We start from the raw sequence: 26,267 nt of genomic DNA, 5'->3' as shown, positions 1-26,267 counted from the left end.
CATGATGCGTTCGTCAACAACCATCTGCAAAGAGACACCATGTACTACGCAAAGCAAAAGGACGGCAAGAGCTGGCTCTTTTATGAAAAGACCAATGCAGGGAAGCGAAGCATCGCAATCGCTTCCATGCGCCTTGAGCACGGCGAACCTGTTTTCGATCTCAGGCGTCTTGACGTCACAGATGCCGATGAGGCGGCGCTTCAAAAACGCTTTCAGTCACTCCGTGAGAGCATTCTGCGAAAGCTCTCAGGAATAGCGATCTATTGCGAGGGGCAGACTGAAGCGAAATATCTGAGCGAAGTCGCGAATGCTCTCGAGATCAGCAAACGTGTTTCAATCTATTCCCTTGGAGGAGGTGATCCGGGAGTACACATCGAAAGCATCGCAAAGAAGATGCTCTGGGATAAAGCCCTCGGAAAAGATCCGTTCAGAGAGTATTGGATGGTCTTTGATAGAGATGGACATCGCAATTTTCACGCATCCTATGAAATAAAAGCACACTTCCCGAATATTCATCTTGCATTTACGAATCCGTGTTTTGAGTATTGGGTTGCAATGCATCACCCAGAATTCGACGGGAGGATTCCGCTCAATGAAGAACGCGTGCTCAAAGAGAAGAAGACAGTTGAGGCATGCGGGACCTATAGAAAGCGTGAAGTCATCGAGAGGCTCTATGAGCTTTGCGCCTCTCCTGATGACGCATTATCTCTGGCAAAAAAGTTTTTCCCCGGATACGAAAAAAATGGCGACGGCTATCTTCGTCTTTTCGGCTCCCTGACCGAAAAGGCATGCGAGCGCATGCGCGCCTTGCCTCCGCCCCAGGAAGGCCTGGGATCGGACCTGCCTCTGCTCCTTGACCGGCTCTTTCTCATGAGCGGACTCACGAGCAAGGACGCATTGGCGCGTCTCGCAAAAAGCACTGCTCAACCGGAACTGCCGAAAGAGCAGCTCAACGTACCGCAGGCACTCCCCAGCCAATACAGCAAGAAGGAGTTTACCGCTGACTGTCAACAACTGCTGACGATGGTTAATGCATTCAGAAAAGGGAGAACAGTTGATGAAGCAAAGAATCTGCAAAAGAAGCTTCAAAGCATTCTTGAATACATCCAGGAGAGCATTAAGGATGTAAAGCCAATAGATATTCATATGCCGCATCCGGATTCTACTGAGCGAGCACGGCTTCTCTTGAGGGAGAGCGTAAATAATATTTCAGCTACTTATTTTCAATTCAATGTATGCATTGGCGAAATAATTAATTTTTCTAAAACCTTTGCAAAGAACCCAAATCGGAAGTTCAAAATAAAGACCAGGCTCAGAATCAGCGAGTACCTGAAGTCCTGCATCATATGGCTCGATCGCTTCATCTGCGACGCTTCAGAGGAATCCATGGCTGATCTGCCTATACTGCAGTAATTCCTGTTTGGAGAACTACACCGTTGACCGACATCGATACGCTCTACATCGCCGAAAAACCGAGCCTCGCGCGCGCGATCGCCGAAGGAATCGGCGTTGAAAGAAGGGAGAAGTCCTTCATCATCTGCCGCGGCGGCACGGTCGTTACCTGGTGCTTCGGTCATCTCCTCGCGCAGGCCGAGCCCGACGCTTATCTGCCTGAGAGCGTCCCGACGCTCAAAAACGGCAAGAAGCCCTGGCGCATGGAGGATCTCCCGATCTTTCCGGAAGCGTGGCAGATGGTCAGAAAGTCTGACGGCGGCGCAAAAGCGCAGCTTGCCGCCATCGGGAAGCTTCTCAAGGCGACAAAGCGGCGCGTCGTCAACGCGGGCGACCCGGACCGCGAGGGGCAGCTCCTTGTGGACGAGGTGCTCGAGCACTTTAAGTGCCGAAAGCCCGTTGACCGCTTCTGGGCGTCGGCGATTGATCCGGAATCGATCAGGAAGGCGCTCTCTCAGCTGAAGCCCAACCGCAATTTCGTCGGCATGCGCGATGCTGCGCGCGGCAGAAGCCGCGCAGACTGGCTTCTCGGCATGAATCTCTCGCGCTTTTATACGCTGCGCGAGGAAGCAAAGGGCGCGAGGAATCTGATCGTTGTCGGGCGCGTCCAGACGCCGACACTGACGCTCGTCGCTCAGCGCGACTATGCCGTCAGGAACTTCAAGCCCGTCCCGTATCTCAATATACTGGCCTCCTGCCTGGGCGGCGGGAAGTCTTTCCAGGCGAAATGGAAGCCCGGAGCGAATCAATCAGGACTCGACGAGGAAGGGCGCCTCATTGACCTCGAATTCGGCAGGAAGCTCGTCGAAAAACTTCAGGGATGCCGTGAGGGCGAGGTGATTTCTGCCGAAACGAAATTGAAGCGCCAGGCGCAGCCCAAATGCTTTTCTCTTGCCGATATTCAGCAGGCCGGTTCCAAAGCTTTCGGCTTCACGGCGGAGAAGACCCTCAGCATTTGTCAGTCGCTCTACGAAAAGCATAAGTGCATTTCCTACCCGCGCACGGACTGTCAGTTTCTTCCCGTGAGTCAGCATGCCGATGCTCCGAAGGTGATTGCCGCAATTGCCAGGACGATCCCTGGAGCGGAAGGCATCTGCGGAAAGGCCGATCCCGCCATCAAGTCCCCCGTCTGGAACGACGGCAAAGTGACGGCGCATCACGGCATTATTCCGACGGGGCTTGCCGCCGACTGGTCGAAGCTCTCCGCCGACGAGCAAAAGCTCTACGGGCTCGTCGCAAAGCGCTATCTCGCACAGTTCTTCCCGGCATATGAATATGAGTCGACGAAGATTATTCTGCGTATCGGCGGAGAAGCTTTCGAAGCCTCGGGGAACATTCCTAAGAGAGAAGGCTGGAAGGTGCTTTACAGGAAGCAGATCGAAGCCGAGCGGCGTGAAAAGGAGAAAACCCGGAAGGAAGAGGGCGGCGCCGACGACGAGCAGGAGCTTCCGAAACTGAAGGCCGGCGACAAAGTGGAGGTGCGGGAAGTAAAGGGCGTCGAGGCGAAGACCAAGCCGCCGCTTTACTACACTGAAGGCACGCTCATTGCGGCCATGGAAAGCATTCACCGGGCTTATGACGACCCGAGGATCCGGGCCCGGCTCAAGGAAGCCGACGGGATCGGGACGCCGGCCACGCGCGCGGCCATCATTTCGGAATTGAAGCGACGCGAATTTCTCGTGACGGAAGGAAAGAAGCTTCACTGCTCGGAAAAAGGAAGGTTGCTTCTTCTCAAGGTGAGTCCGCGGATGCGAAGCGCCGTCCTCACCGCGCAGTATGAGGAAAAGCTGAAGGAAGTCGAGGCCGGGCATCTGTCGCTTGAAGCCTTCGAAGATGAGGTGAAGGCTTTCGTGAAGAGCGAGCTCAGTTCCGTTACGCCTGTAAATGCAAGATAACCGCACGTCCGTCATCGCTTGATGAGGCTTCATCATGCTTTCGGTCTTGCCGCAAAGATCCCTGTTTACACCTAATGGATTCTTCTCTGTTGCGTTAATTGATCCGATTGGCTAAGTTGATGTGCCTATCTCTTTCCTGACCCCTGCGACCATGACGGATTCATATACTCCCTACCGCGAAGCGCTTCTCAAGGAACTTCTTCCCGCAATGGGCTGCACGGAACCCATTGCTCTGGCATATGCTGCCGCTGAAGCTGGAAAGCGCCTCGGGGGCTATCCGGAGTCCATCGACGTTGAAGTTTCGCGCAACATCGTGAAGAACGTGAAGAGCGTCATCGTTCCGAATACGGGCGGACTCTACGGCATTGAAGCTGCGGTGGCTGCCGGATTCGTGTCGCGCCGTCCTGAGGCGAAGCTCCAGGTGCTCGCTCAGGTTTCAGACGAGGAACGCGCGGAGATCGGACGGCGCGTCCATGAACCCATGACGATCCGTCAGTCTACGGAGCCCGATGTCTTCTTCATCCGCGTAACGGGAACCCTCAGAGGAAAAACCACCTCCGTCACGATCCGCACCTATCACACGAACATCACCTGCATTGAAGAGGACGGCCGGAGGATCTTTTCCGAAGGCGACGTCTGTGAGGATTCGGCACCCAGGGAAAACTGGTCGATTGCAGAGTTGATCCGCATCGCGCGCGAAATGCCTCTTAAGGGCACAGAAACGGAATCGCTTCTTCGCCGCCAGATGGGATGCAACCTCGCTATCGCCAGAGAAGGATTGAAGGGCAGCTGGGGCGCCACGATCGGTCAGATTCTCCTTGCGAGAGACACCGATGATCCGGCCGTGAAGGCGCGCGCCTGGGCGGCAGCGGCATCCGACGCCCGCATGAACGGCTGCGAACTTCCCGTCGTCATTGTGTCGGGAAGCGGCAATCAGGGGATTACGGCGAGCGTGCCGGTCGCGATCTTCGGCGAAGCGCTTCATTCCACGGATGAGGAAGTCATCCGGGCGCTTCTTCTCTCCGACCTTGTCACGATTGCCCTGAAGCAGGGGATCGGAAAGCTTTCCGCCTACTGCGGCGCCGTGAGCGCCGGGTGCGGGAGCGGCGCGGGCATTGCCATGCTCGAGCATCTTTCCGACAAGGAAATCGAAGCCGTCATCAGCAATGCGCTTGCAATTACGTCGGGGCTTCTCTGCGACGGGGCTAAGTCCTCGTGCGCGGCCAAGATCTCCATGTCGGTCGAGGGCGCGCTTCTTGCGCTCGACATGGTGAAGCACAAGAAAGCCTTCCGGGCGGGCGACGGCATTGTGCAGGAAACTACCGACGATACGGCGGCTGCGGTCGGGCGCATTGCGAGCCAGGGCATGGTCGACACGGACCGTGAAATCATCCGCGTGATGCTACACGAATCCTGAGCCGGCACGTGCATTGCCGCCTCAGGTGCTCTCAGAAAGAATTGATGACGGCTTGAAAAAATTCAAACTCCGCTTTTGAGCGCAATCCCGTCGGCCTCGAGCCAGCCGCGCACAACGGACAAATCTCTCACGCCTCCCCAGCCGTAGACCGTATGGCCGGGGAGAAGCTTTGCATTGGGTTCTAGCCTCGCGATTTCCTGCTGGCTGTCCCCGAGTCCGCTTCCGCCGCTCGTTGAAAAGTGGAAGATCGTCTTCCCGGACAGATCAGTATTTTCGAGGAACGTATAGAGCGCCATCGGCATCTGACCTCCCCAGATGGGGTGGCCGATCGCAATCACGTCGTAAGAGGAGAGGTCCGGAAGCGGCTTGATGGGCGGCCGCGCCTTGCCTTCACGCTCCGGTACTGCAATCCTCACGGTTTCGCTGTAGTCCCGCGGGTAGGGCGTCACGGTTTCAATCCGGGCGATGTCGCAGCCCGTGAGACGCTGGATTTCCTCCGCGACCTTCTGCGTGCTCCCCGACCAGGAGAAATAGAGAACGATCATTTTCTTCGGGTCTGCTGCGTGGGCGGCGCGGGAGACGGCAGCCGCGGCGAGAAGTCCGGACAATGCTCTGAGGCAGGCTCGGCGCGTGAAAGCAGGATTCGTCATGTTCTTCTCCTTAAGAACGTTTTGAACTTAAGGAAAAGTCTAGAAGCGGGCGTTCCCGGCCTTCTGCCTCATTCTCTCAAAAATTCACACTTTCCGCGCAGCTTGCGCTCAATAGAGAAGGCCCGCTTCCAATCTGGAAATCCGGGCCTTCTGAAGCGAATCCTGTCGCCGGCGGCGTCCGGACGCAAGATTCAAGGCGTCCGGACACTGCTGAAAGCGATTACGGTCAGCTGATGAGGAAGAGGAACGTGAGCGTGCAGATCTGCACCGGTGCAGAACGCTTGATCACTTCGATCGGCGAGACGCCGGCAATGCCGGAAACAACGATCACGCCGGCGGCGAGCGGCGAGGAAACGCGGCCGAACGTTGCGGCGACGCTCGCGAGGTAGCCGAGGTCGGGAATCGTGAGGCCGAAGGCGGCGGCATGCGGCGTCACGGCTTCATTGAAGGCGAAGGCGGCAGCGTCGCCCGAGCCCGTCATCACGCCGAGAACATATGGGCCGACGGCAGCGCCGAGCTTCGCGAGGTCCGAAGACCCTTTGAGCGCCTCGACGAAGACGTCGATCACGCCGCAGGAGCGCAGGCCCGCAGCGAAGACGCCGGCCGCAATGATGAGGCCGAGAATGTTGCCGTAGCCATGACCCATGCCGTCAAAGAACTTGCGGGTGATGTCGGCGGGATTGAAGCGCGTGACGAGGAGCGTATAGATGACGCCGATCAGCATGGCGGTCGCAACCGAGATCTTCACCTGCGGGAAGCAGACGGCGACGACGAAGAGGAGCACCACGGGAAGGAGCGGTGCAAATGCCCAGAGGAGGTTCGGGTGTTCGGGGAGCTCGACCTTGTTGGCGGCATCGTGCACGCCGTCATTTTCGAATCCGCCCTTCTTGAAGTCGCCGAAGAGCAGGCAGCAGCCGACCATGAGCGCAATGCAGACGATCGAGATCAGGAGCGTGCGGGTGCCCGTGTAGGTGAGGTACTCCATGATGGGCCAGTCAGCGAGCTTCGCAACGAACCCGTTGTGGGACGACCCCGGGGACCAGAAGGAGGGAAGCGTCGAGGCAATCACCGTGGCTGCGGCCATGGCCGGACGGAAGCCCGCGCGGATCATGAGGGCGCAGATCGTGGGGCCGATCGCGGCGCACATGCCGGCCAGAGACGAAATCGCGATGGACACAACGCCCGTCACGATCATGCAGCAGGGAAGAAGGAGAATGCCGAGCTTGTTGAGGGGCTTCGTGAGAAGTGAAACGAGGTGAAGGTCGCACTTCGTGATGTTCATCACGCGTGCAAAGCCCATGGCCGAGCAGATCACGATGATGAGCGAGGCGCTCGTCATCGATTTGTCGAACTGCTGGAAGGCTGCAATCGGGTTGAGCGACAGCAGGCACATGACGAAGCCCGAGGTGAGAAGCACAAGGCGGGTTTCCCAGCGCTTTAAGAGCCCATATACGGTTACGCAGACTACGGCGAGCGCCGCCCACATTTCCCATGTCATGAATTTCGTCTCCTGGAGGTAAAAGAAAACGTCATCTGAAAATAGATAAATATTTTCAGATGACATTATTGAAATATAAGTTATTTTGCGTATTTTAATAATGAAAACAGCACTATCTATAGGTGCAACTCCCTAGTGCAGAAAGGTATTGGACCGTTGTGACAGAGGGTTTGCACTAATTTTGGGCGTCCTCACCAATATTGAACTGCTCGAAATACTTATGCCGGGTCTAAACTTCGATGCATTTCCCTTTAATCGGGAAGGCATTTTCTTTTCGGGAGTCGTTCATGCTGGAAATGAGCTATTACGGGAATTTTTCAAAATCCGAATTTGAGTCGCTGCCGCTCATCCTGCAGCGCTTCCTTTCCTATACGCAGTACGACACGACGAGCGACCCGCAGTCGCCCGACTTCCCGTCTACCAAAGCGCAGCTCGCCTATGCGGCGCTTCTCGAGAAGGAATTTCAGTCGGTCGGCGTCCGCGAAACCCGCGTGACGCCCTACGGCATCGTCTACGGCTGGATTGAGGCGACGAAGGATTATGAAAATGCGCCCGCGCTCGGCCTCATCGCGCACATGGATACGTCGCCCGAGGCGAGCGGGGCGCCAGCCAAATGGAAGGTGATCGACTACGAGGGCGGCAACATTTGCCTCAACAAGGAAAAGGACATCGTTCCTTCCCTCGACCGCTTCCCGGAAGTCGGTAAATATGCCGGAGAAAAGCTCGTCGTCACGGACGGCACGACGCTCCTCGGCGCCGACGACAAGGCAGGGATTGCGGTCCTCATTGAAACGGCGAAGTACTTCATTGATCACCCGGAGATTCCGCATGCGCGCTTATGCTTCTGCGTAACGCCCGACGAGGAAATCGGCCGGGGCACGGCGAAATTCGATCCGAAGGAGTTCGGCGCCGCTTATGCCTATACGGTGGACGGCGGCGAAAGAGGGGGCTTTGACACTGAAACCTTCAACGCAGCCATGGTGACTGCGCATTTCGAAGGCCTCAACGTTCATCCGGGGTCCGCGAAGGACAAGATGGTGAACGCCATCCGGATGGCGATGGACTTCCTTTCTCGCTTCCCGTCTGAGAGCGTCCCCGAGAAGACCTCGATGTATGAAGGCTTCTTCCATCCGATCGGAATCACGGGCGCCGTGCGCGGCGTCGACGTGAGGATGCTGATCCGCGACCACGACAATGTGAAGTTTGAGGACCGGAAGGCTTACGTGAGGAAGGTGGCCGAAGAGATGAACAAGGTCTGGGGCGGACGCGTCACGGTGACGGTGAAGGACCAGTACTACAACCTTAAAAACTATCTCGAGCACTTCCCGAAGGTCTGCGACATCGCGCGCGAAGCGTTCCGGCGCGTCGGCCTCGACATCGTCGAGAACCCGGTCCGCGGCGGCTCGGACGGCTGCCGCATCTCTGAGATGGGTCTTCCCACGCCCAATTTCTTCACGGGCGGACTCAACTTCCACGGCGTTTATGAGTGTCTCCCGGTGGAGTCCCTCATCAAGTCCCATGAGGTGGCTGTGGAGCTCGGGAAAATGTCGGCAGAGGTTGCGTCGCTGCGGTAATTTAGGAAGTCCGCTGGAATAGAAAAAGGACCCGGGCTGTCATCAGTCGGGTCCTTTTCCGTAATTGCTCCCCGCATTCGATCAAGCGGAGTGCTGCACTTTGACGCGTGATTGGAAGAAATTTTTTTCAAATCCTTCTGATTTAATCGATTGAAAGCAGCCTGTAATGGGTGCGGCCGACCCCGATTTTCTCTGCCTTCGGGAGGAGCATCGTGCTGTGGTATTCCTCCCAGGCTCTGCGGGTTTCCTCGTCCGGCGCGGCGCCGAAGGTGACGTCGACCGCCGCCTGGTCCACGGCCACCGGGTCGATGGACGCAAAAATGCCGATGTTGCCGAGGTTTCTCGCGTGGCTGCAGCTGTCGTCCGGGCTGAAGGCGTCAAGCACATTGATGAAGCACCAGCGGTCCTTCCGGTAGTCCATCGCGGCCTTCACGGCATCGGCCATGGCTTGAGCCGTAATCTCGTCGGAAGTGGACGTGTAATGCGTCGTCACGTTGCCGCCGCTGTGAATGATGGCTTTCCCCGAGATGGATCCAAGGCAGATGGAGAGGTTCTTCATCGTGCCGCCGTAGCGGGGCAGGTGGTGAGCCTTGAAGCGGACGACGGAGATGAGGGATTCATACTGAGCAAAGTGCCGGCCCGTGCGTGCGAACTTGCGCCTATAGCCGTTTCGAACCGGAAGATCCATGTCGCCGTCGGCGTCGAGAATGTCGATCGGGGCGATCCCCGTGAAGCCGTGACCTTCTGCGACTCTGAGGTTGCCGGCGGTGGTGTCGCGCGGCCCCGTGAATCCGTTGCAGTCGATGATCGTCCCCTGAACCTTGTCGCAAAGGAGTTTGAGGAGCGCCGGATCGAGGTGCGGTCCGTTCGGGGATTCGAAGGTGATCTTGATGCCGGTCTTTCCCCGGGCCGGGCGGCCGAGCGCCTCATAGAGCTTCAAGAGCGATTCGGGCGTGATTTCGCGGCTGAAATACACTATCGGCGCCGCCGGATCATCGACGGCATGGCGGAGCGGAATGCTGTTCAGTTCCTTCAGGGCTGCGCTCTGCGATGATGACATTTCTGCCGCCCGGATCGAGGCGGAAGCGGCTACGCCTGAGAGGGATCCTGCGATTAATAAGTCTCTGCGCTGCATGATGTAATGGACCTTTCGTTTACGGAAGAAAAAGTGCGGGGAGCAAAAGGAGAGAGAAAACTCCCCGCGGCCTCGCGTTCTGCATGGCCGGACGAGATGAATTGACCCGGCTTTAAGAGGATCTTTGCGATAAAAGGTTCTTTGTCGCAGAGGTCAGTGCGGGTTCTGCCCGGGATGATGAATAAAAGGAGAATAGGGCTGCGGCGATTGATTTCAGCATGTCAAAGTCCATCCTGCGGATCTTGAGGATCAGGTCTTATCTTTTTGAAATCATTGTATTTTTAAAGAATTTCCAGGATGTTCTTTTTTCGCGCATCCATTTTCCAAAAATGCTCAAGGAGAGCAGTTTTGAAAATTCTTGGCAGATTCCCGCGCTAAGCTTCATGATGGAAGTTGCGCATTCCTTTTGGAGAGTTCGCGTCATGAAGCTCCTTGAACCGAAAATGATGGATCTGATCAAGCGCTTTGCGCTTCGGGAGGGCTACAACGACACCGGGATTGAGGGTTTGAGCGTTGTGGTGACAACCGGCTCGGGCGAGCGCAGAACCTTTGTTTCTCTCTTTACCGCACTGATCGTCCAGGGCCGGAAAAGCACCACTGTCTCCGGCGAGCGCTTCGAATATGGCGTGGGGAAGTGCGTCGTCAACTGCATCAACCGGCCTTCGGAAACGGTCATTGAAGATGCATCGCCGGAAAAGCCCTTCCTTTCACTCGTCCTCAAACTCGAGCCGGAAGTCTTGTCGGACATCATTTCTACAATGCCGGAAAACCTTCTCTCCGCAGAAACAGAAGCGAAGCCCGTTTTCGTCATCGACTGTTCCGACGAAATCTGCGAATCCTTTGAAAGACTTCTATCGCTCTCGGGTAAGCCTGAGGCCCAGGTGCTCGTGCCGATCGTGAAGCGCGAGATCTATGCTCGGCTCCTCATCTCCGAACTCGGCCCCTGGATCAGGAGCCTCTACGCTTCAGGATCCCGGTCGCGGCGCATCATGACCGCGATGAATTTCATTCGGGACCATTACCGCGAGGACATTGAAGCCGATGCGCTTGCGAGTTCCGTACATATGTCGCCCGCTACTTTTCGACGGCACTTTCATGCGCTCGCGGGTTGTTCGCCGATCCAGTATCAAAAGAACCTGAGGCTCTTTGAAGCTCGGCGGCTCCTCACTGCCGAAAAGCGAAGCGTCGCCATTACAGCTCAGTCGGTGGGCTATCAGAGTGCGAGTCAGTTCACGACGGACTTCCGGCGATTCTTCGGCCGCACGCCGAGAGAGGAGGTCATTCACCACGGCTCTGTCGGCTATGCGTCAAGCCCTGTTTCCTTCTGAATCGACATCCGGGACCGCTTTGGTCCCGGAACCATTCTCAGACTGGAGCTCTTCTCATGCCGACGTCTGCTCTTCAGAATCTTCCCATCGGCAATGCGTTTTTTACCGACATTCGCAGAAGGAATCTTCTCTATGTCGATAAAACGGACATGATTGCTGATCTCGCAGGCTTCCATCAGAGCTTCTTTCTCACAAGGCCTCCTGGTTTCGGCAGAACGCTTCTCCTCTCGGCATTTGAATCCTTCTTCTCACAAGGTCCGCAGGCTTTCAAAGGGTTGAAAGGCGGGGAAGCGCAGCTCGATGGCCTTTATTCCACAGTTCGCCTGGACTTTTCGACGGCAGGGAATTTCACTGATCTCACAGATTTTGAATCAAAATTCTGCTGCATCATTCAGGATGGATTCGGAAAGGACGGATTTCAATCCAATTCGAATAATGCCGTGGATCTTTGTGAGGAGTTGAGTTCATGGCTCAGGCAGCAGCCGGAGGACAGCATCGTTCTCCTGATTGACGACTATGATGCGCCATTGCTCTCGGCGCTTGCAAATTGGTCATTGCTGCTCAAAGTCAGAATAATTCTCGCGGATTTCTATTCGATCATTAAATACGGGGAGCCGATCTGGAGGTTCTTTCTGATTTCAGGAATCACGAAGTTCATTCAATCCGATATTTTCGGCGGTCTCAATATCTGTACGGATCTCAGCGCTATTCCGAAATACGGATCCCTTCTCGGGTTCACCGATGAGGAGCTCGATTTTTATTTTGATGATCGGCTGAAGATTGCTGCTGCAGCGCTCGGCATGTCGCCTGAAGAGGTTCGCATCCGTCTCCGCGGCTGCTATGGCGGGTATTGCTTCGAACAGACGTTGAAGCATCATGTCTATTCTCCATCGTCGGTTCTCAAATTCCTTTCGAGCCCGGAGCTCGGCTTTAAAAACTACCGGATGGAGAGAGAAGGGAAGTCATCTGCGCTGGTCAACTGCATCAAAGAGCATTCATTAAGCAATCTCTCCAACTTCAATGAAGAAATTCCGATTCCAGTGAGGGAACTGGATTTCCCGCAGGATATTGACAGAATAAGCGAATTGGTTCTCCTTACTCAGTACGGATTCCTCACGGTTGGGCGAATTGAAGGAGGTACTGCATTCCTGCAAATTCCGAATAAAGAATCCAGGCAATTTATCGAGCATCATTATTCATAAGAAATTATTCATCCTCGTCCTTCCAGGCATTCGGAACAATCAATCGACCTTTATCGTTAAGATGAGCATGAAGGAGATTCGGATTTTTATAGTTTATCTTCGGATAACAATGGAAAACGAAAGGTAATTCCTTGCATTCAATAAATTGATGGACAAGCATCATGAGTACTTCTGCCTCGCTGAATCCCAATGAATTCGCGATCTCAGAGAAAGTCTTTTTCTCTTCCGGAGAAAGCTCAACCGTGAGCAAAACGTATTTTTCAGTCATTGTTCTTCCTTCAATAAGGTGTTCATCCATTCTGATGTATTATTTTGTTCCTAAAAGAAGAGCATTCGCTTAAAGAGATACTCAAGAAACTCGTGCACGCTCTTTTCTTTCGGTGTGATCTTTCTAAAACCGCCGTATGATTCCTGGAATGGAAGCGTGTGGCATGGGCCGTTCATTCGAAAATTCAAATGAACCTGCCGGTCCGGCTCTCCGGCGTTTCTCTGATGTCGACTGCAGTGCCCGCTACGACAATGCGTCCGCCTTCCGTGCCTCCGCCGGGACCGAGGTCAATAATCCAGTCGGCGTTCCTGATGACGTCAAGGTCGTGCTCGATCACGATCACGGTTGCGCCGTTTTCGATAAGCCTCTGGAAAACCTTGAGGAGCGTCATGACGTCGAGCGGATGCAAGCCGATCGTCGGCTCGTCGAAAACAAAGACGGCATCTGACTGAGTCTTTCCCATTTCAGAGGCGAGCTTGAGGCGCTGCGCCTCACCGCCTGAGAGGAGGGGAGTCGCTTCGCCGAGCGTCAGGTAGCCGAGCCCCAGGTCCTCGAGGACCTTCAGACGCTGGGAAACGAGCTTGAGGCCGTCGCAGGCCTTCAGGGCGCTCGTGATGTCCATCGCCATGATTTCGGGGAGCGAATAGCCTTCATTCTCCCTGTTCCGGTGCTTTACCTTCATGGTATCATCCGCATAGCGCGATCCCCGGCATTCAGGGCAGGGGACGTCGACATCAGGCAGGAACTGAACGTCGAGGCTCACGATGCCGGTGCCGTCGCAGACCGGGCACCGGAGCTTTCCGGTGTTGTAAGAAAAGTCGTTTGATTTCCAGCCGAGCGCTTTTGCGTCTTCCGTTCGTGCAAAAACCTTCCTCAATTCATCGTGCACGTTCGCATAGGTGGCAACGGTAGAACGTACGTTGATTCCGATGGGGGATGCGTCAATGAGCTTCACCTGCCGGATATCGGGTGCATCGATGGATTTGACGTGAGCGGGGAGGGGCTTCCCGGCGAGTTTGCTGAGGAGCGCCGGCACAAGCGATTCGAGGATGAGGGTTGACTTCCCGGAACCCGAAACGCCGGTGACGACCGTAAGGCGTCCCTTGGGGATCCTCACGGAGAGCGGATGCACCGTATGGATCCTGTCGGTTTCCATGGATATGACGCCGAGGTCGAACATATGTTCCTTCGGGGTCACCTCGCGGCTGCGGATGGTTTGGCCGGAAAGGAATGGGCCGATCAGGCTCTTCGGGTCGGCTTCGATTGCCTCAAGCGGCCCCTCTGCGACAACCGTGCCGCCGCCGGCACCGGCTTTCGGTCCCATTTCGATCATCCAGTCCGCGGCATTCAAAATCTGCGCGTCATGGTCGACGAGAACGACGGAGTTGCCGTCGTTGATCAAGTCGTTCATCACGCCGATCAAGCCCTTGATATTCGCCGGATGAAGGCCGATTGAAGGTTCATCAAGCACGTAGAGCACGCCCGTCGTTCTGTTGCGAACGGCGCGCGCGAGCTGCATGCGCTGCCGTTCGCCCGTTGAAAGCGAGGCGGCGGAGCGATCGAGCGTCAGGTAGCTGAGTCCCAGGTCGAGGAGGCGCTTTGCTGTCTCAAGAAAGGAGGCGCAGATGCTCTCAGCCATCGGACGCATCGCTCCGGGGAGCGTCTCCGGTACGCCCTTGACCCAAAGAGCCAGCTCAGAGAGCGTCATGCGGCAGGCGTCGTCGAGACCGATGCCGCAGAGACGCGGAGCCCGTGCGGCTTCCGAGATGCGGGAGCCATGGCAGTCAGGACAGACGTCTTCCTTAAGGAACTTCGCAACGCGCTTCATGCCGGCATCGTCCTTCACCTTGGCGAGCGCATTTTCAACCGTGTAGACGGCGTTGTAGTAGGTGAAGTCGAGTTCGCCCGCCGTCTGGATGTCGGAGTGCTTCGGCTTGTAGAAGATGTGCTTCTTGACGGCCGGGCCGTTGAAGACGATGTCCTTTTCCTTTTCAGTAAGGTTCTTGAAGGGAACGTCGGTCCGCACGCCCATGGCCCGGCAGACGTCCGTCATCAGGGACCACATGAGCGAGTTCCAGGGAGCGACTGCGCCTTCGTCAATCGTGAGATTCGGATCCGGAACAAGCGTGGAGCGGTCGACGGTTCTCACGATGCCGGTGCCGCCGCAGGTCCGGCAGGCACCCTGACTGTTGAAGGCGAGATCCTCTGCAGACGGCGCATAGAATTCCGTGCCGCAGACGGGGCACTTGAGGGGCTTCCCGGCTGCAACATTGAGGCTCGGCGGCACGTAGTGGCCGTTCGGGCAGCGGTGGCTCGCGAGGCGCGAGAACATTAAGCGCAGGCTGTTCAAAAGCTCGGTACCGGTGCCGAAGGTGCTCCGAATCCCGGGGATCCCGGGCCGCTGGCGGAGTGCCAGCGCAGCCGGAACGTGGAGGACTTCGTCGACATCCGCTTTTGGAGCCTGCGTCATGCGCCGGCGCGTATAGGTCGAAAGCGCTTCAAGGTAGCGCCTCGAACCTTCGGAATATAGGATTCCCAGCGCGAGCGATGATTTGCCCGAACCCGAGAGGCCGGAAACGGCCACGATTTTGCCGAGGGGCACATCGACATTGATGTTCTTGAGATTGTGAACGCGCGCGCCGCGGATCTGAATGGTGTCGACCATAATAATTGCCGAAACGGGAATGGAGTCAATACCAGCAAGTCTAGCTTCGACGCTAACGGTGAACGCGAATTGATTTCGACTGAGTTTTTCCAGGCTTGAGACCTGTACTTGATTTTGGTGCTCAGAAGCCCGGAAAAGTATTATTCAACATAACGATTATTATGTTGAGCAACTTGGACGCCACATTTTCATCTCTAAAAGCATATGAACTTCCCATACGCCTCCCGCATGGACTTAACCGCTTAAGGGGAAAAAAGGCCCTGCTTATTGGGCAAGGGCCTCCCTGATGTAGTTTCCAAAGCTTACTGTTCTGTTCTCTCAACACTACTCAGAACGTTTGCCGTGCCTGGGCTTAGCCGAGAGAATTCCATACATCGCAACGATCGCAAGAACAACACCGACGAGAGCGATCACGATGAGAGCTGCGGCCGTTAGACCGCTGAGATCCAGGACGATGATCGTATTCCCGCCTTGCAGGTGTTTGCCCGCCTGTGCAATAATGTCCCCAACAGGGAAGTGAGTGGTCTGCATAACCAACTCCCTTATTTGAGAGCGGCTACCGAGTTCCAGTCGGTGGCCGTTTTCGTATCGCCTTTTCGCCTTCACGAATTTTATCGGCTAGGCTCGACGCATCGGCGCAACAGCGTCGTTCTGGCCCGAAAGAGCCAAAAACTTTGTCGTTCTTAAGGCCACTGGGCGCGAAAACGACAGCTGCACACTTCTACAGTCAAGGCGGCTTGGAACGGTCCGAACAAAACCTCCCCGTGGATCATGTAAGTCTAGCAGTTTTAGAGCTCAATCCTTGAGCTTTAAATGCAATGATCCCTATTTTTTGGAAATCTCTAGATTATCTCTATTGCCGTACGCCGCTTATGATCACCGCGCCGATCGTACTTTGCAGTGGCCACGCTGCTGGCGCTCCGCATGAGCTACCGGATGGTTGCGATGACGATTTTGCGGTCCGGGAGTCTGGCAGCAAAGGTACGGCACAGGTCGCGGAAAGCCGTCGGCTCGCTGATTCCCGTGAGTTTCAGGGGATTCTCCTGAGCGGAGCCACATTAAGCGAGGACCGCTGTTAACGGTCAGCGTAAACGAGACTGTTTAGCCAACGACTTTGAGACGTGATACGCCAAGGATTTGAGACCATATACCGTATCTGACCGGGACGATATACCAACATCCTGTTGGCCTGGATACCTCCGCTACCACGAGACCCATTACCACTGAGACCCGATACCTCCGTAAAGAGAGATGGATTACCACAGGGATTGAGACTGCAAACCGCTCTGAATGAGACGGCATACCACTCTTGGTCAGCTTTACCTCTGCACTGAGACTACTTGCCCCAGCGGCAGAACTGCATACAAATGAATGGGACCCGATGCCATGACGAAATGAGATGAGATACCACAGCAATAAGACAGGATACCTCTGCATGAGACTACTGAATATGCTGAATATCGACAATGGTATTTCCTCTTAACATAATGTATTCCTTGGATATTAAGTCGAAATCCCTTCGGCTTAATTACCAAGGAGACTGCTATGTCGAAACAAGCAAGAAAGTCTCGGGGCCCTTCTGTTGTTGAGTCCGAAATCCCTCGGCTGACACCTCAGGAAATTTTTGAAGGCTACGAAAGGCATCTCTATAGCGTTGAGGATGCCAAGACATTGATGCAGATGCCTCGCAGCACGTTTATGCGGCATCTCAAGAACTGGCGAGAGACAGGTCGGCTGCCCTCACATACCGGTCAAGGGAATCGTGTTCCGGCCAATAAGCTCGATCCGCAGATCAGAGCGAGGATCATCGAGTTTGCAACAGGCAAATATGAGGGCTTCCAGGCAACCCTCCTGCATAAGTATTTGCTCATTGAGGGTATTGAGGTCTCCGTTGAAACGGTACGACGAATCCTGACAACACTTCGTCCGGAAGAAACTCCAAAGGAGCGCAGGTCGACCGCGCATAAGCTGCGCCGCCGCAGATCGAGCGTTGGGGAACTGATTCAAATTGACGGCAGTCCGCATCCATGGTTCGAGGGAACCGGAGACGATAACAGCTACGCGCTTCTCATCTTTGTCGATGACGCAACAAGCCGCATCATGGTCGCCGGCTTCTATCCAACAGAAACATCTGAAGGATATCTTCAGTTGCTGAATAAGTACATTGAAAAATATGGGATTCCATGGGCTCTGTACAGCGACAGACATTCCATCTTTGCCCCAGTAAATCCCTCGAAGAGCGGAAAATCCGAGGAAACACAATTTCAAAGAGTCTGTCGGGAGTTGGGGGTAACGGGGATACGGGCTAATTCGCCAGAAGCCAAAGGGCGGGTCGAGCGAACATTCAGCACGCTGCAGGGACGATGGCCAAAAGAGTTCCGTGTGCTGGGCATCAGAAATATGGCGGAAGCAAATTCACGAATGCCGGAATTGCTGGCGAGCTATAACCAAGAATTCGCAATTGCTCCCGCTGACTCTAAGGATAGCCACGCGCCGCTGCTGGAGGAAACGAAAGAACGCATTGAGCAGATCTTTGCCAGATGGCATACACGTATGATCAGCAGGAACCTGACGGTGTCCTACGGCAGCAAGACACTGCAGATTGTCGGGGTGGGCCGCTCCATGAGGGGAGCAATGATGAAGACTGAGTGCAATCTGCTGGAGTATGCCGATGGGCGGGTGGAAATCCTCTGGTGCGACGAGGTTGAACATCGCAAGCGGATCACCAAAGAGGGGCCGAGAATCCGAAAACGCTACCACGTGCTCGAATTCACGGAACACGACAGAACGAAATTGAAAATGTCAGTCGCAACACCGGAAGAAACGGCCAAGACACTGAATCACCGCGTTGATGAAGTGGGGCGTCAAAAGAAAGGAGACTCAGAAACGACGCAAAAGAGCCCCTGGCACGAAATGCAAAGGAGATCGGCTCTGAAAGCGATGGCGAAACGGGAGGAACTGAACCGAAAGATCGAAGAAGCGAAAGCAATCAATGCTCGTATTGCAGCAGCCAAGGAAAAGTTGAAGCCCAAGAGATAACTCAACGGTTGAAGCACCGTTGAGATGGTGGGTCGTTAAGGCGAATGCACCGCGCGCTGCGCTTGGATGCATCCGCCTTAACTAAATGATATCTCAGGGATTTCTGTCAAGCGACTTTCGCGGCATAAAGCTTCGCGCGTCTGAAGGCCGCGCTCGTTTATTCCACGTTCGCTTGACAGAGCTTGCCTCAGTGCCCGTAGGCTAAATGCCGGTACCGCCGCCAGGTGCCGAAGTGGAGCGCTCGGCCAGCACAATGCCCGCAAACCAATCCGCGAGCTCGCGCGTTACCAGAAAAGCCGCTGTGTAGCTTTTCGCCTCCTTGAAAAGATCAGCGCTGTTGTGAAACTCTTGCCGATTGCTGGTGTCACCCAGAGGGGCAGAAAAAGTCTCATTATCGCTGTGGGTTAGCAGTCTCATTTTTGCTGCCCGTTAACAACATTAAGCGAGGACCGCCCTTCCCCTATAGGATCTTCGTATACTCTTTCCGGTCAAAGTTCTTGATCCGGATACAGGACGCTTCGGTGCGTCGGAATCATCAGCACAAACATCAGACAGCGAACTGCGCGGAACTGTTCGTCTCTTCCGGCAGCGACTCCGTCTCTTTCCGGGAGAGCGCCATGTCTCCCGGGACGCGGAGTTCCTCACCTGTTTCAGGGTGCCCACGGCAGTCCTATGTGCGAACCTATTGAGTTATGTTCAGCAATCCCATTGGGCTTTCGGGATGCAATCGGATGAACGCAGCTCAGCTCTCTTTACTGCGGCGTCTACGCACGAATCTTCTACCACTAGCCGAAGAAGCGTGGGAGTCGATTGCATCCCGTTAAACGAACGGACTCAATTATCAGATTGGTGCCCGTCCTCAAGGCGCAGAGCCTGCGTGTCGAACGCCTTGATTGCTGCGAGCACCCAGCCTCCGCGTCCCCCTGAGACCCCATCCTACAGGCCCGGGTACGTGGCCAAATCGGGATGCGAAAGCTGTTTGAAAGCGGTTGTGCTGAGAGACGCCCGTTCCATAGGTTCGACCTGCGCGCCAAGAGCCTATGTGATTAACGGGCGTCCCGCTATGCCGACACCACCTCCTCGCCTCTAGCACAGGTGCCATCTATCCTGCGAGAATCATGAGGACCATAGCGTTCTCAATCCAAAGATCTGTTTCTCTGGCAGTCAAACTATAACTCAACATAATTCTTGACGCTAGATCTTTTATAGCGTATAAACTAATTACAACAAAATAATTTCGTTTGCGCCTCTCTTATGACTAAGAACCTTCGTCCGCTCCCGCTCGGCATTTCTGAATTCTCTCAACTGCGCGAATCCGGTGCCATCTACGTCGACAAGACCGATGTAATCTGCTCGAATGCCCGCATCCCCGGAAACATGATCTACATCGCCCGTCCCCGGGGCTTCGGCAAGACGCTACTACTCTCGACCTATGAGTCGCTCTTCAGCCGAGGCTCGGCGGATCTGCGAGGGCTCAAGGGCGTCGGCATCTGGAAGCTGAGACGCGTTCACCGAATCGTCCGGCTCGATTTTGATTCGCTCTGCGGCAGTCCGGATGCGGAAAGCTTCGAAGCGCGCTTCGACAGCTCCATCGTCGATACCTTTTCAAGGCAAGGCTTTAAGCTCGTTGACGGCGACCGCAGGCCGCCGCTCCTGCAGATATCGGATTGGCTTCGAGGCTTCAGGACTCATGAGTTCGTGCTCCTCGTAGACAACTACGACTCTCCCTGGCTGGAGAGCCTTGAGGACAAGGCTCGGTTGAGCCGCGTGCGGGCAAAGTTTTTCGAATTCTGCCGCATGATCGCTTCGGCAGAAAAAGTCTTCCGCTTCGCCTGCTTCACGGCGATTACGCAAATCCCTCTGCGGGACATGTTCGAGTTCCTGCACCACCTGACCATGATGAGCGACGCGGCTCTTGCCTGCGGATTTACTGAAAAGGAGCTCCGGGACAATTTCGACGGGTGGCTTGAGCGAGCTCGGGAGCACGGCATGTGGTTCGAAATGGGTCAGCTGCTGGAAAGTCTCTGGCGGCGCTACGGCGGCTATCAATTCAACGACGGATACAGGCGCCAGCGGCTCTACAACCCATTTTCGATCCTCAGTTTTCTTGCTCATCCCGAGTACGGCTTTGAGGAACACTGGGTGCGTGCGGAACCAAGGCCCCAATTGGTTGCGTCCCTCATTCGCCGAGCCTTCCGCGAGACGGCAGGCTCTGTCTGTGCAGGCGACCTCAGGTACATCGACTACGTCGATTACGTGGCGCCAGATCCGGCCATCCGTATCCTGACCGAGATGGGCTACATGTCTTTAAGGAAGAAAGACTGTTTAAAGATTACTGTCGACTTCCCGAACACGGAAGTACGGGTCTCCATGTCCCGGGAGCTCAGCCGGGAACTTCTGAACGGCATTAATCCTGCCGATCATGGCATCCCGCCAACTCCTGATGAACGTGAGTCCTCCTTCGTTGACGACGATGTGTTGATTCAAAAATTTCTGGAACTTCTAAGAGGTTCGGGACGGTCGCCAAGAAACTTCAAGCAGGCTGCCGGCATGCTCACCACACTGCTTCTCACGTACGGATTCAACGAAGACCGGGATGTCATCGAGTATCAGCAGTCCTATTGCCCGAGACTTCGCATACAGCGCTTCACTCAAATACAGGAGTTCGAGCTCTCCTTCATTGACCGCAACGGGCGCTCAAGCCCTGATTGGTCAGAAGGCTGCACGCTTGCAGCTGTCCCTGGCGCATTTCTGATGATCGACTACATCGGCTGCCCAACGAGAATGAACTCCTTGCCGGCTCCTGCGGTCTGAACCTTCCTTTTGGCTCTCCTCCGAAGACCTGAGGACATAGCGTTCTGACATTCGTCCCATTAGAGAGGCGTTGCGCCGTGACGCGCAGGTAATCCCGGCCAAGCCGGGATCTGGTTTTAGAAGAACAAGGAACCAAATTAACGGCTTGCGATGCGCTCATCCGGAGCCTCGGTTATCGGCACTTTTCCATGAAGATTGTGCGCAAAAGCCAGGTTGAGAGACGTCCGTTCCATAGGTTCGACCTGCGCGCCAAGAGCCTATGTGATTTACGAGCGTCCCGCCATGCCGACACCACCCCATCGCCTATAGCACAGGTGCCATCCGTTCTGCGACAGTCATGAAGAACATGCGTTCTCAACGCTGGCAGCAAAATAATAACTCAACATAATTCTTTATGCTGCCGGAGCTTATTAGTGTTCATACCGAACACTTTCATTGCGGTGCTTCTCCCAGTCGGCTTCATACCGGGCAGCAAGGTCCGGAGAATCTATAAGGACCAGGTTCTCGGCATTCCTAGTGTCCGATGAGTCCTTGTAGTTGAAGCTCCCTGTTGCCACCCGCAGCCCGTCAACAACCATGAATTTGTCATGAAAGGTCTTATGCATGTTGTCTGCATATACCGGGATCCCCGCCTCAGACAATTCCTATTTCCGCGAGGCCTTCGAATGCATCTTCTTCGCGTCGAGCACCACTTCAACTGAAACGCCCCGACGCGCAGCATTAATGAGCGCCTGGGCGATACCCGGGCTTTCGAGCTTATAGGCTGCCACGTAAATCGTTTTATGCGCCCTATCCGCGGCATCAATCACCGCCTGCTTCACGCCGCCCTCAGGGGAAAACCAAACCTGGATTTTTCCGTCATATACCTCGGCCGCAGCCGAAACTGCGGAGAGAACGCCGAGAACTGCGGCACAGAATGGTGCGAGTAGTTTCGAAGAGGAAAACATGACGTCTCCGATCTTGTGGTGCCACATAAATAAAAACAGATGATGAATGCCCGGTCCATCGCACGCGTCCGCCATGCGGAGGCTGCCGAGTTTTAAGTCAGCAGTCTAACCGCGTAAACATAAAAGCCCGGCTTCGAAATGAAACGCATCATTTCTCTCTTCGGGCGCTTTTCGAAAACGCGATGAGACAGCATCCCGATTAAGCCCGCAGAGTTTTAAAATGCGGCGCGTTGACTGAGACCCTCTGCCTGCTTCTGCAAGCTCTATTTGCCCCCTCACCTGCCATGAAGTATTTTGACTTTGAAATCTGCGGCCTTACCCGCAAGCTCCCCTACGTGCAAATCTCCGACAAGCTCGGGCTTGCGAGCTTTGTCTGCCTCTCAGACACCGAGCTTGTTCAGACGGTTGCCCCTGAGCTCGTGAAGCGCCTGCCTGAAGTTGACTACCTCATGACGGCCGAAGCCAAGGGCATCTGCCTCACATACGAAATGAGCCGCATCATGGGCATGAAGGAATTCATCGTTGCCAGAAAGAGCCGCAAGCCCTATATGGTGAATCCGGTATCGCACCATGTCTTTTCCGTAACGACGCAGAAGGAGCAGACGCTCTGGCTTGACGGCTGCGACGCCGACAAGATCCGCGGCAAGCGCGTTGCGTTGATTGACGACGTCATCGCCACTGGCGAATCGCTCGCCGCCATTGAAAGCCTTGCCAATGCCGCAGGAGCCAAGGTTGTTGCCCGTGCGGCCATCCTTGCCGAACTCGGCGCAGTAGACCGCAAGGACATCATCTATCTCAAGGAGCACTATGTCTTCCGCGTCAACGCCGACGGCAGCTTTACGCCGATCAAGAGCCTTGAAGAGGCAAATAACTGATTCCTGTGACGCCGCTCCATGAATGAAGAGAGCCTCAGTACCTTTTGATGCAGAGGCTCTCATTTTTTGAAGTGCAGTTTTCTTGCCGGCTCAAATCATCCATCAAGCCTTGAGTTCGGCAATTCTTCGGCCGATGATGTAGCCCTGAGTCAGGCAGCGCCCTAGCCCGTGCTGGGAGCATCCGCCCGCAGATTCGCCGCCGCACCAGAGGCCGTTGATCACCTCACCCTTCCAGTCGCGAACCCGGCAGTCGCCGTCAATGCGAAGACCGGCATAGGAGTCGTGAACGGCAAAGGTTGCCCAGGCGGCATAGAAGGGACCTTCGGCAATCTTGTAGCGGGGCTTGGGCTTATCAAAATCCTCATCCACCCCCTTTTCAACCAGATCGTTGTAGCGGGCAACCGTCGCGGCAAGGACCTTGGGATCCATCTTCCACGTTGACCAGGGCGACGTGCTGATCTTCCGGGCGAGCTCTTCGATCGTGTCGGCGCTGAAGAAGATCTCCGGGTCGCCGGAATGGTCGTTCAATGTAATGCGTTCGCGCTTCAAAGCCGCCGCATCGAAAATCGCCCACTGCGGTCCGGAAGAAAAGTCCGGAGCCTGAGAGCCTTCGTTCATGGCGCATGCGGCGTCGATGTAGTTTCTGGGCTTGAAGGGCGCGCGGGTGGTGTTTCGCCAGTCGCCGTGCACGTAGGGCTTCCCGTCCTTGTAGAAGCCTTCATGCGTGCCGTTCGGGTAGCCGTTTTCCATTTCGTTGTAGAAGCGTTTTCCCGCCTGGTTCACAATGATGGCGTTCTGCCAGTTCTTGAGGTAGAGGCCCGTATAGCGGATCTTCGGGAAAATCGGCGACTGCGGCGTCCAGCGGATGTAGTTCGTGCGCACGCCGATGACCGGGCGCTTTCTGAGGGACCCGTTTCTGTCCATCGATTGATTGGCCGTTCCCCAGAGCGACGCGCCGACGGCTATTGCCGCAAGCTCGCCGGAACCATCCTGCGGAGAGTATTCGGCTGCCGCATTGGCGTATTCAGCCGTGAGGCGCGGATCAAAGATCCGGCGGAATTCGACGTTTCCGGCATTGCCGCCCGTGGCGATCACGACCGCATGCTTCGCGCGGACGGCGACCTCCTTTGCATCCGACACAATATTTCCTTCCGAACGGAAGCTCGCGAGGGGCTTCTCGGTGCCCGGAAGAATCGTCGGCGTATAGCTTGCACGAAGGCCGATCACGCGGGCTTCGCCCTCTTCTTCACGGAAGAGCTCATCCATGTGGTGGTTGAGAAGGAACTTCACCCCCTTCGCGCGCGCCGATTGTTCGAGGCCGCGCATCAGGTCCGTGCCGCCGGCACCGGCCGGCGATTCGGCAGACTGGCCCTGCGACCAGCGGCAGTGGTGCTCGCGCTTCGCAGAGAGCCCAACCGCGTGCGCGCCGTTGTTGTCGGGCGCCTGGTCGATGAATTTGACGCCGTTGGCGAGCAGAAACTCAAAGGTCGGCGCTTCATTCTGTGCGAGCGCGTACTGCACGGCGCGGTCGTTGTAGCGGTAGTCGGGCATCCCGCTCGTTTCGCAGACGGTCCAGTCGGTGAGGTCCTTAAAGAGCGTTTCCGGATCATCCTTGATGCCGTACTTCTTCTGAAACGACGTCCCGCCGCCGAGCGGGACATTCCCGCCCGAAGTGATGGCATGTCCGCCGATGTCGTAATTGGCTTCAACCACGAGGACCGAGAAGCCCGCCTCGCGCGCCAGAATGGCGGCAGGGAGACCTACCGCACCCGCGCCGATCACGACGACGTCGGCTTCGAAGTCCCACTTCTGCGGGAAATTCTGAGTTCGCGCCTGAGCCTGGCCGGCAGCGCCGAGCGCGAGCGCGGAGAGCGCCGAACCGGCAATGAGGCTGCGTCTTGAGATGTTGTGAGTCATAGCCTTCTCCTTTTCATCTTTTTCCCGGCGTATCTGCCGGGATCAATGCATCCATGATTGCACGGCGGAATTCGTCCTTTTCGAATAACGGTTTCAATATTTACCCTGATTCCATTTCTTTTATCGTCATTACTGATTGATAAATATGGCGTTCATGGATGGCACGCTCTAGCATTCCGATGCCCTGCCGTCCTCTCGACCTCCGGGATGCCTCCTGCGGCTTCGAGGCATCCAAAAACCCTTGACGCTGCGCTTCCTCCTTCAGTCCTCTGAAGAAAGACGAGTACACTTCCGTCACCTGCGGCCTTTTCTCCCTGGTCGCGAGCTCATTCATGCTTCACCTTTCTTCTCCGGAAGCCCTGGCGCTCGTTTTTCTCCTGGGCGGCATTGGTGCTCTCACCCGATATGCCGTTCTCGTCGTATCCGCTCATGCTGCGGGACCTTTTCCTGCCGGCATTCTTGTCGTCAACACGCTCGCCGCCTTCATCGGCTCCGCGCTTGTCTCCGCTCGCGCTCCGGAAGAACTCCTGCTGATTATCGGCGGAGGCTTTGTCGGCAGCCTCGGAACGCTCTCGTCCCTCTGTTCCGAAATCATTGCGCTGGAACGGCTCGGGAAATACGGCTCCATCGTCCTTTTTGTCGTGCTGACGCTCGTCACCGGAATTGCAGCGACCCTCTTAGGCAATGCTGCGGGAGCAAGCTTCCATGGCTGATCAGCGAATTCGCGACCTCGCATTGATCTTTGCGGGCGGCGGCGCGGGAGCGGTCGTGCGCGTTCTCCTTGATTTCCCGGAGTTCGGCCCCTGGATGCCAGCCAACTTTCTCGCCTGCTTTCTGATGGGGCTTTCGAGCGCCATTCTGATGGAAGGCTGGATGAGCCCGGCGGCCTCGAGCTGGTGGCGGCCGCTCGTCCATACGGGTTTTTTGGGCGGCCTCTCCACCTTTTCGGTTCTGTCCATCGCCTCAGTTCTTCAATTCCCCGGGTCGCTCCTCCTCGAAGGCCTCCGGCTCCTTCTTCTTCTCGCAGCCTTTTTCGCTGCCGCCCTTGCGGGCTACCTGATCCCGGTTCTGATTGCCCGGTGTCTGAATCGAAACTCGTCATGACGACCGCTTCCCGCACGGCTGAAGAAAAGCGCTGCTACCGCGTCCGCGGCCCTTATCTGCTCCAAGATCAATCGCCGCCCCCGGATGAGCTCAAACTGATCGCGGAAAGCGCTTTCCCGGTTGAGATCTATTTCGGGCATCTCGGAAAGGAAGAATGGACGCGGCGGCTTGAAATTTCGCTTGACGCTCAGGGCGCCAATGCGCTGACGGACTGCACCTCTCCGGAGAGGTGCATGCTGCGCGGCAGGCCGGCGCTCCTCGTGCGCGTGAACCGCCTTGGTGAGGAAAGCGTCCCTTCGCTCTGCGCTCTCTTCCGTCCTCAGAAAGACACAATTGACCTCACGAACGTCGTTCTGCCGAAGGAACCCGTTGATCGCGGACGGATTCTGCGCGTAATCCTCATTTCCTTCGGCGCTTTTCTGGGCATCCTTTTCCTTTTTCTTCTGGCCGGCGTGCTTTTGACGCTTCTTTTCGCTTCCTGAAGCGA

20 protein-coding genes and 1 pseudogene are annotated in these 26,267 nt (G+C 55.8%); 12 read left to right on the top strand and 9 right to left on the bottom strand.

Features of this window, described 5'->3' with window-relative positions; genetic code table 11:
• The first annotated feature begins 39 nt into the window (after positions 1-39).
• The 3 genes from FG381_RS01610 (at position 40) to FG381_RS01600 (ending at position 4,764) form a co-directional block, all read left to right on the top strand.
• Positions 40-1,413, top strand: coding sequence for an RloB family protein (locus FG381_RS01610; RefSeq protein WP_139687227.1), 1,374 nt, complete (start codon positions 40-42; stop codon positions 1,411-1,413).
• A gap of 23 nt (positions 1,414-1,436) precedes the next feature.
• Positions 1,437-3,347: a DNA topoisomerase 3 gene (locus FG381_RS01605; RefSeq protein WP_226960268.1), complete on the top strand. Its 1,911-nt coding sequence runs from the start codon at positions 1,437-1,439 to the stop codon at positions 3,345-3,347.
• Positions 3,348-3,498: 151 nt separating this feature from the next.
• Positions 3,499-4,764: an L-cysteine desulfidase family protein gene (locus tag FG381_RS01600; RefSeq protein ID WP_139687226.1), complete on the top strand. Its 1,266-nt coding sequence runs from the start codon at positions 3,499-3,501 to the stop codon at positions 4,762-4,764.
• Positions 4,765-4,826: 62 nt separating this feature from the next.
• Here the strand turns inward: FG381_RS01600 and FG381_RS01595 are convergent, their stop codons facing one another.
• Positions 4,827-5,414, bottom strand: coding sequence for a flavodoxin (locus FG381_RS01595; RefSeq protein WP_139687225.1), 588 nt, complete (start codon positions 5,412-5,414; stop codon positions 4,827-4,829).
• A 226-nt stretch (positions 5,415-5,640) separates the two neighbouring features.
• Positions 5,641-6,912 carry a C4-dicarboxylate transporter DcuC gene (gene dcuC, locus FG381_RS01590; RefSeq protein ID WP_139687224.1) on the bottom strand — a complete coding sequence of 424 codons (1,272 nt, stop codon included), beginning with the start codon at positions 6,910-6,912 and terminating at the stop codon, positions 5,641-5,643.
• A 287-nt stretch (positions 6,913-7,199) separates the two neighbouring features.
• Between dcuC and pepT the strand changes: the two genes are divergently transcribed.
• Positions 7,200-8,486: a peptidase T gene (pepT, locus tag FG381_RS01585; RefSeq protein ID WP_165697795.1), complete on the top strand. Its 1,287-nt coding sequence runs from the start codon at positions 7,200-7,202 to the stop codon at positions 8,484-8,486.
• A 142-nt stretch (positions 8,487-8,628) separates the two neighbouring features.
• On the opposite strand, the gene FG381_RS01580 is transcribed toward pepT, so the two are convergent.
• On the bottom strand, positions 8,629-9,621 hold the full coding sequence (locus FG381_RS01580) for a DUF362 domain-containing protein (RefSeq protein WP_139687222.1): 993 nt from the start codon (positions 9,619-9,621) through the stop codon (positions 8,629-8,631).
• 422 nt (positions 9,622-10,043) lie between these two features.
• On the opposite strand from FG381_RS01580, the gene FG381_RS01575 reads away from it, so the two are divergent.
• Positions 10,044-10,949 (top strand): AraC family transcriptional regulator, encoded by a 906-nt coding sequence (locus FG381_RS01575; RefSeq protein WP_165697794.1) that lies wholly within the window; start codon positions 10,044-10,046, stop codon positions 10,947-10,949.
• A gap of 56 nt (positions 10,950-11,005) precedes the next feature.
• Positions 11,006-12,151 (top strand): AAA family ATPase, encoded by a 1,146-nt coding sequence (locus FG381_RS01570; protein ID WP_139687220.1) that lies wholly within the window; start codon positions 11,006-11,008, stop codon positions 12,149-12,151.
• 4 nt (positions 12,152-12,155) lie between these two features.
• Here FG381_RS01570 and FG381_RS01565 read toward each other — a convergent pair whose 3' ends face one another.
• The 3 genes from FG381_RS01565 to FG381_RS01555 form a co-directional block, all read right to left on the bottom strand.
• On the bottom strand, positions 12,156-12,419 hold the full coding sequence (locus FG381_RS01565) for a ribbon-helix-helix domain-containing protein (RefSeq protein WP_139687219.1): 264 nt from the start codon (positions 12,417-12,419) through the stop codon (positions 12,156-12,158).
• 184 nt (positions 12,420-12,603) lie between these two features.
• Positions 12,604-15,084 (bottom strand): excinuclease ABC subunit UvrA, encoded by a 2,481-nt coding sequence (locus tag FG381_RS01560; protein ID WP_139687218.1) that lies wholly within the window; start codon positions 15,082-15,084, stop codon positions 12,604-12,606.
• 324 nt (positions 15,085-15,408) lie between these two features.
• Complete coding sequence (locus FG381_RS01555) at positions 15,409-15,615, bottom strand: hypothetical protein (RefSeq protein WP_139687217.1); 207 nt, start codon at positions 15,613-15,615, stop codon at positions 15,409-15,411.
• Positions 15,616-16,629: 1,014 nt separating this feature from the next.
• Between FG381_RS01555 and FG381_RS01550 the strand changes: the two genes are divergently transcribed.
• Positions 16,630-18,123, top strand: coding sequence for an ISNCY family transposase (locus tag FG381_RS01550; protein WP_139687003.1), 1,494 nt, complete (start codon positions 16,630-16,632; stop codon positions 18,121-18,123).
• 201 nt (positions 18,124-18,324) lie between these two features.
• On the opposite strand, the gene FG381_RS01545 is transcribed toward FG381_RS01550, so the two are convergent.
• Positions 18,325-18,540 carry a hypothetical protein gene (locus tag FG381_RS01545; protein WP_139687002.1) on the bottom strand — a complete coding sequence of 72 codons (216 nt, stop codon included), beginning with the start codon at positions 18,538-18,540 and terminating at the stop codon, positions 18,325-18,327.
• 837 nt (positions 18,541-19,377) lie between these two features.
• Between FG381_RS01545 and FG381_RS01540 the strand changes: the two genes are divergently transcribed.
• Positions 19,378-20,937, top strand: a complete 1,560-nt coding sequence (locus tag FG381_RS01540) for an AAA family ATPase (protein WP_139687216.1) — start codon at positions 19,378-19,380, stop codon at positions 20,935-20,937.
• Positions 20,938-21,347: 410 nt separating this feature from the next.
• Here FG381_RS01540 and FG381_RS12695 read toward each other — a convergent pair.
• Positions 21,348-21,884, bottom strand: a pseudogene (locus FG381_RS12695) (phospholipase D family nuclease).
• A gap of 284 nt (positions 21,885-22,168) precedes the next feature.
• Between FG381_RS12695 and FG381_RS01525 the strand changes: the two are divergent.
• Positions 22,169-22,759, top strand: coding sequence for a phosphoribosyltransferase family protein (locus tag FG381_RS01525; protein WP_139687213.1), 591 nt, complete (start codon positions 22,169-22,171; stop codon positions 22,757-22,759).
• Positions 22,760-22,861: 102 nt separating this feature from the next.
• Here the strand turns inward: FG381_RS01525 and FG381_RS01520 are convergent, their stop codons facing one another.
• Positions 22,862-24,676, bottom strand: coding sequence for an FAD-dependent oxidoreductase (locus FG381_RS01520; protein WP_139687212.1), 1,815 nt, complete (start codon positions 24,674-24,676; stop codon positions 22,862-22,864).
• 332 nt (positions 24,677-25,008) lie between these two features.
• Here FG381_RS01520 and FG381_RS01515 point away from each other — a divergent pair, with 332 nt between their 5' ends.
• The 3 genes from FG381_RS01515 to FG381_RS01505 are packed head-to-tail and all read left to right on the top strand — an operon-like array spanning position 25,009 to position 26,262.
• Positions 25,009-25,389, top strand: coding sequence for a fluoride efflux transporter FluC (locus tag FG381_RS01515; RefSeq protein ID WP_139687211.1), 381 nt, complete (start codon positions 25,009-25,011; stop codon positions 25,387-25,389).
• On the top strand, positions 25,382-25,780 hold the full coding sequence (locus FG381_RS01510) for a fluoride efflux transporter FluC (protein WP_165697792.1): 399 nt from the start codon (positions 25,382-25,384) through the stop codon (positions 25,778-25,780). The genes FG381_RS01515 and FG381_RS01510 overlap by 8 nt, the downstream gene beginning before the upstream one ends.
• A complete protein-coding gene (locus FG381_RS01505) occupies positions 25,756-26,262 on the top strand; it encodes a hypothetical protein (protein WP_165697791.1) in 507 nt (168 codons plus the stop codon). The genes FG381_RS01510 and FG381_RS01505 overlap by 25 nt, the downstream gene beginning before the upstream one ends.
• Positions 26,263-26,267 lie beyond the last annotated feature (5 nt).

The organism is Sutterella faecalis (genome assembly GCF_006337085.1).
GTDB lineage: Bacteria > Pseudomonadota > Gammaproteobacteria > Burkholderiales > Burkholderiaceae_F > Sutterella > Sutterella faecalis.
The sequence above is the reverse complement of the archived record's forward strand: the minus strand, read 5'-3'. Positions and strand labels throughout refer to the sequence as shown.

Excerpts from the sequence above, each read along its gene's own strand:
- FG381_RS01575 (WP_165697794.1), top strand. The coding sequence starts at position 10,044 with ATGAAGCTCCTTGAACCGAAAATGATGGATCTGATCAAGCGCTTTGCG.
- FG381_RS01555 (WP_139687217.1), bottom strand. The coding sequence starts at position 15,615 with ATGCAGACCACTCACTTCCCTGTTGGGGACATTATTGCACAGGCGGGC.
- dcuC (WP_139687224.1), bottom strand. The coding sequence starts at position 6,912 with ATGACATGGGAAATGTGGGCGGCGCTCGCCGTAGTCTGCGTAACCGTA.
- FG381_RS01540 (WP_139687216.1), top strand. The coding sequence starts at position 19,378 with ATGACTAAGAACCTTCGTCCGCTCCCGCTCGGCATTTCTGAATTCTCT.
- FG381_RS01545 (WP_139687002.1), bottom strand. The coding sequence starts at position 18,540 with ATGAGACTGCTAACCCACAGCGATAATGAGACTTTTTCTGCCCCTCTG.
- FG381_RS01600 (WP_139687226.1), top strand. The coding sequence starts at position 3,499 with ATGACGGATTCATATACTCCCTACCGCGAAGCGCTTCTCAAGGAACTT.
- FG381_RS01510 (WP_165697792.1), top strand. The coding sequence starts at position 25,382 with ATGGCTGATCAGCGAATTCGCGACCTCGCATTGATCTTTGCGGGCGGC.
- FG381_RS01550 (WP_139687003.1), top strand. The coding sequence starts at position 16,630 with ATGTCGAAACAAGCAAGAAAGTCTCGGGGCCCTTCTGTTGTTGAGTCC.
- FG381_RS01565 (WP_139687219.1), bottom strand. The coding sequence starts at position 12,419 with ATGACTGAAAAATACGTTTTGCTCACGGTTGAGCTTTCTCCGGAAGAG.
- FG381_RS01525 (WP_139687213.1), top strand. The coding sequence starts at position 22,169 with ATGAAGTATTTTGACTTTGAAATCTGCGGCCTTACCCGCAAGCTCCCC.
- FG381_RS01595 (WP_139687225.1), bottom strand. The coding sequence starts at position 5,414 with ATGACGAATCCTGCTTTCACGCGCCGAGCCTGCCTCAGAGCATTGTCC.
- FG381_RS01570 (WP_139687220.1), top strand. The coding sequence starts at position 11,006 with ATGCCGACGTCTGCTCTTCAGAATCTTCCCATCGGCAATGCGTTTTTT.
- FG381_RS01560 (WP_139687218.1), bottom strand. The coding sequence starts at position 15,084 with ATGGTCGACACCATTCAGATCCGCGGCGCGCGCGTTCACAATCTCAAG.
- FG381_RS01515 (WP_139687211.1), top strand. The coding sequence starts at position 25,009 with ATGCTTCACCTTTCTTCTCCGGAAGCCCTGGCGCTCGTTTTTCTCCTG.
- FG381_RS01610 (WP_139687227.1), top strand. The coding sequence starts at position 40 with ATGTACTACGCAAAGCAAAAGGACGGCAAGAGCTGGCTCTTTTATGAA.
- pepT (WP_165697795.1), top strand. The coding sequence starts at position 7,200 with ATGCTGGAAATGAGCTATTACGGGAATTTTTCAAAATCCGAATTTGAG.
- FG381_RS01520 (WP_139687212.1), bottom strand. The coding sequence starts at position 24,676 with ATGACTCACAACATCTCAAGACGCAGCCTCATTGCCGGTTCGGCGCTC.
- FG381_RS01580 (WP_139687222.1), bottom strand. The coding sequence starts at position 9,621 with ATGCAGCGCAGAGACTTATTAATCGCAGGATCCCTCTCAGGCGTAGCC.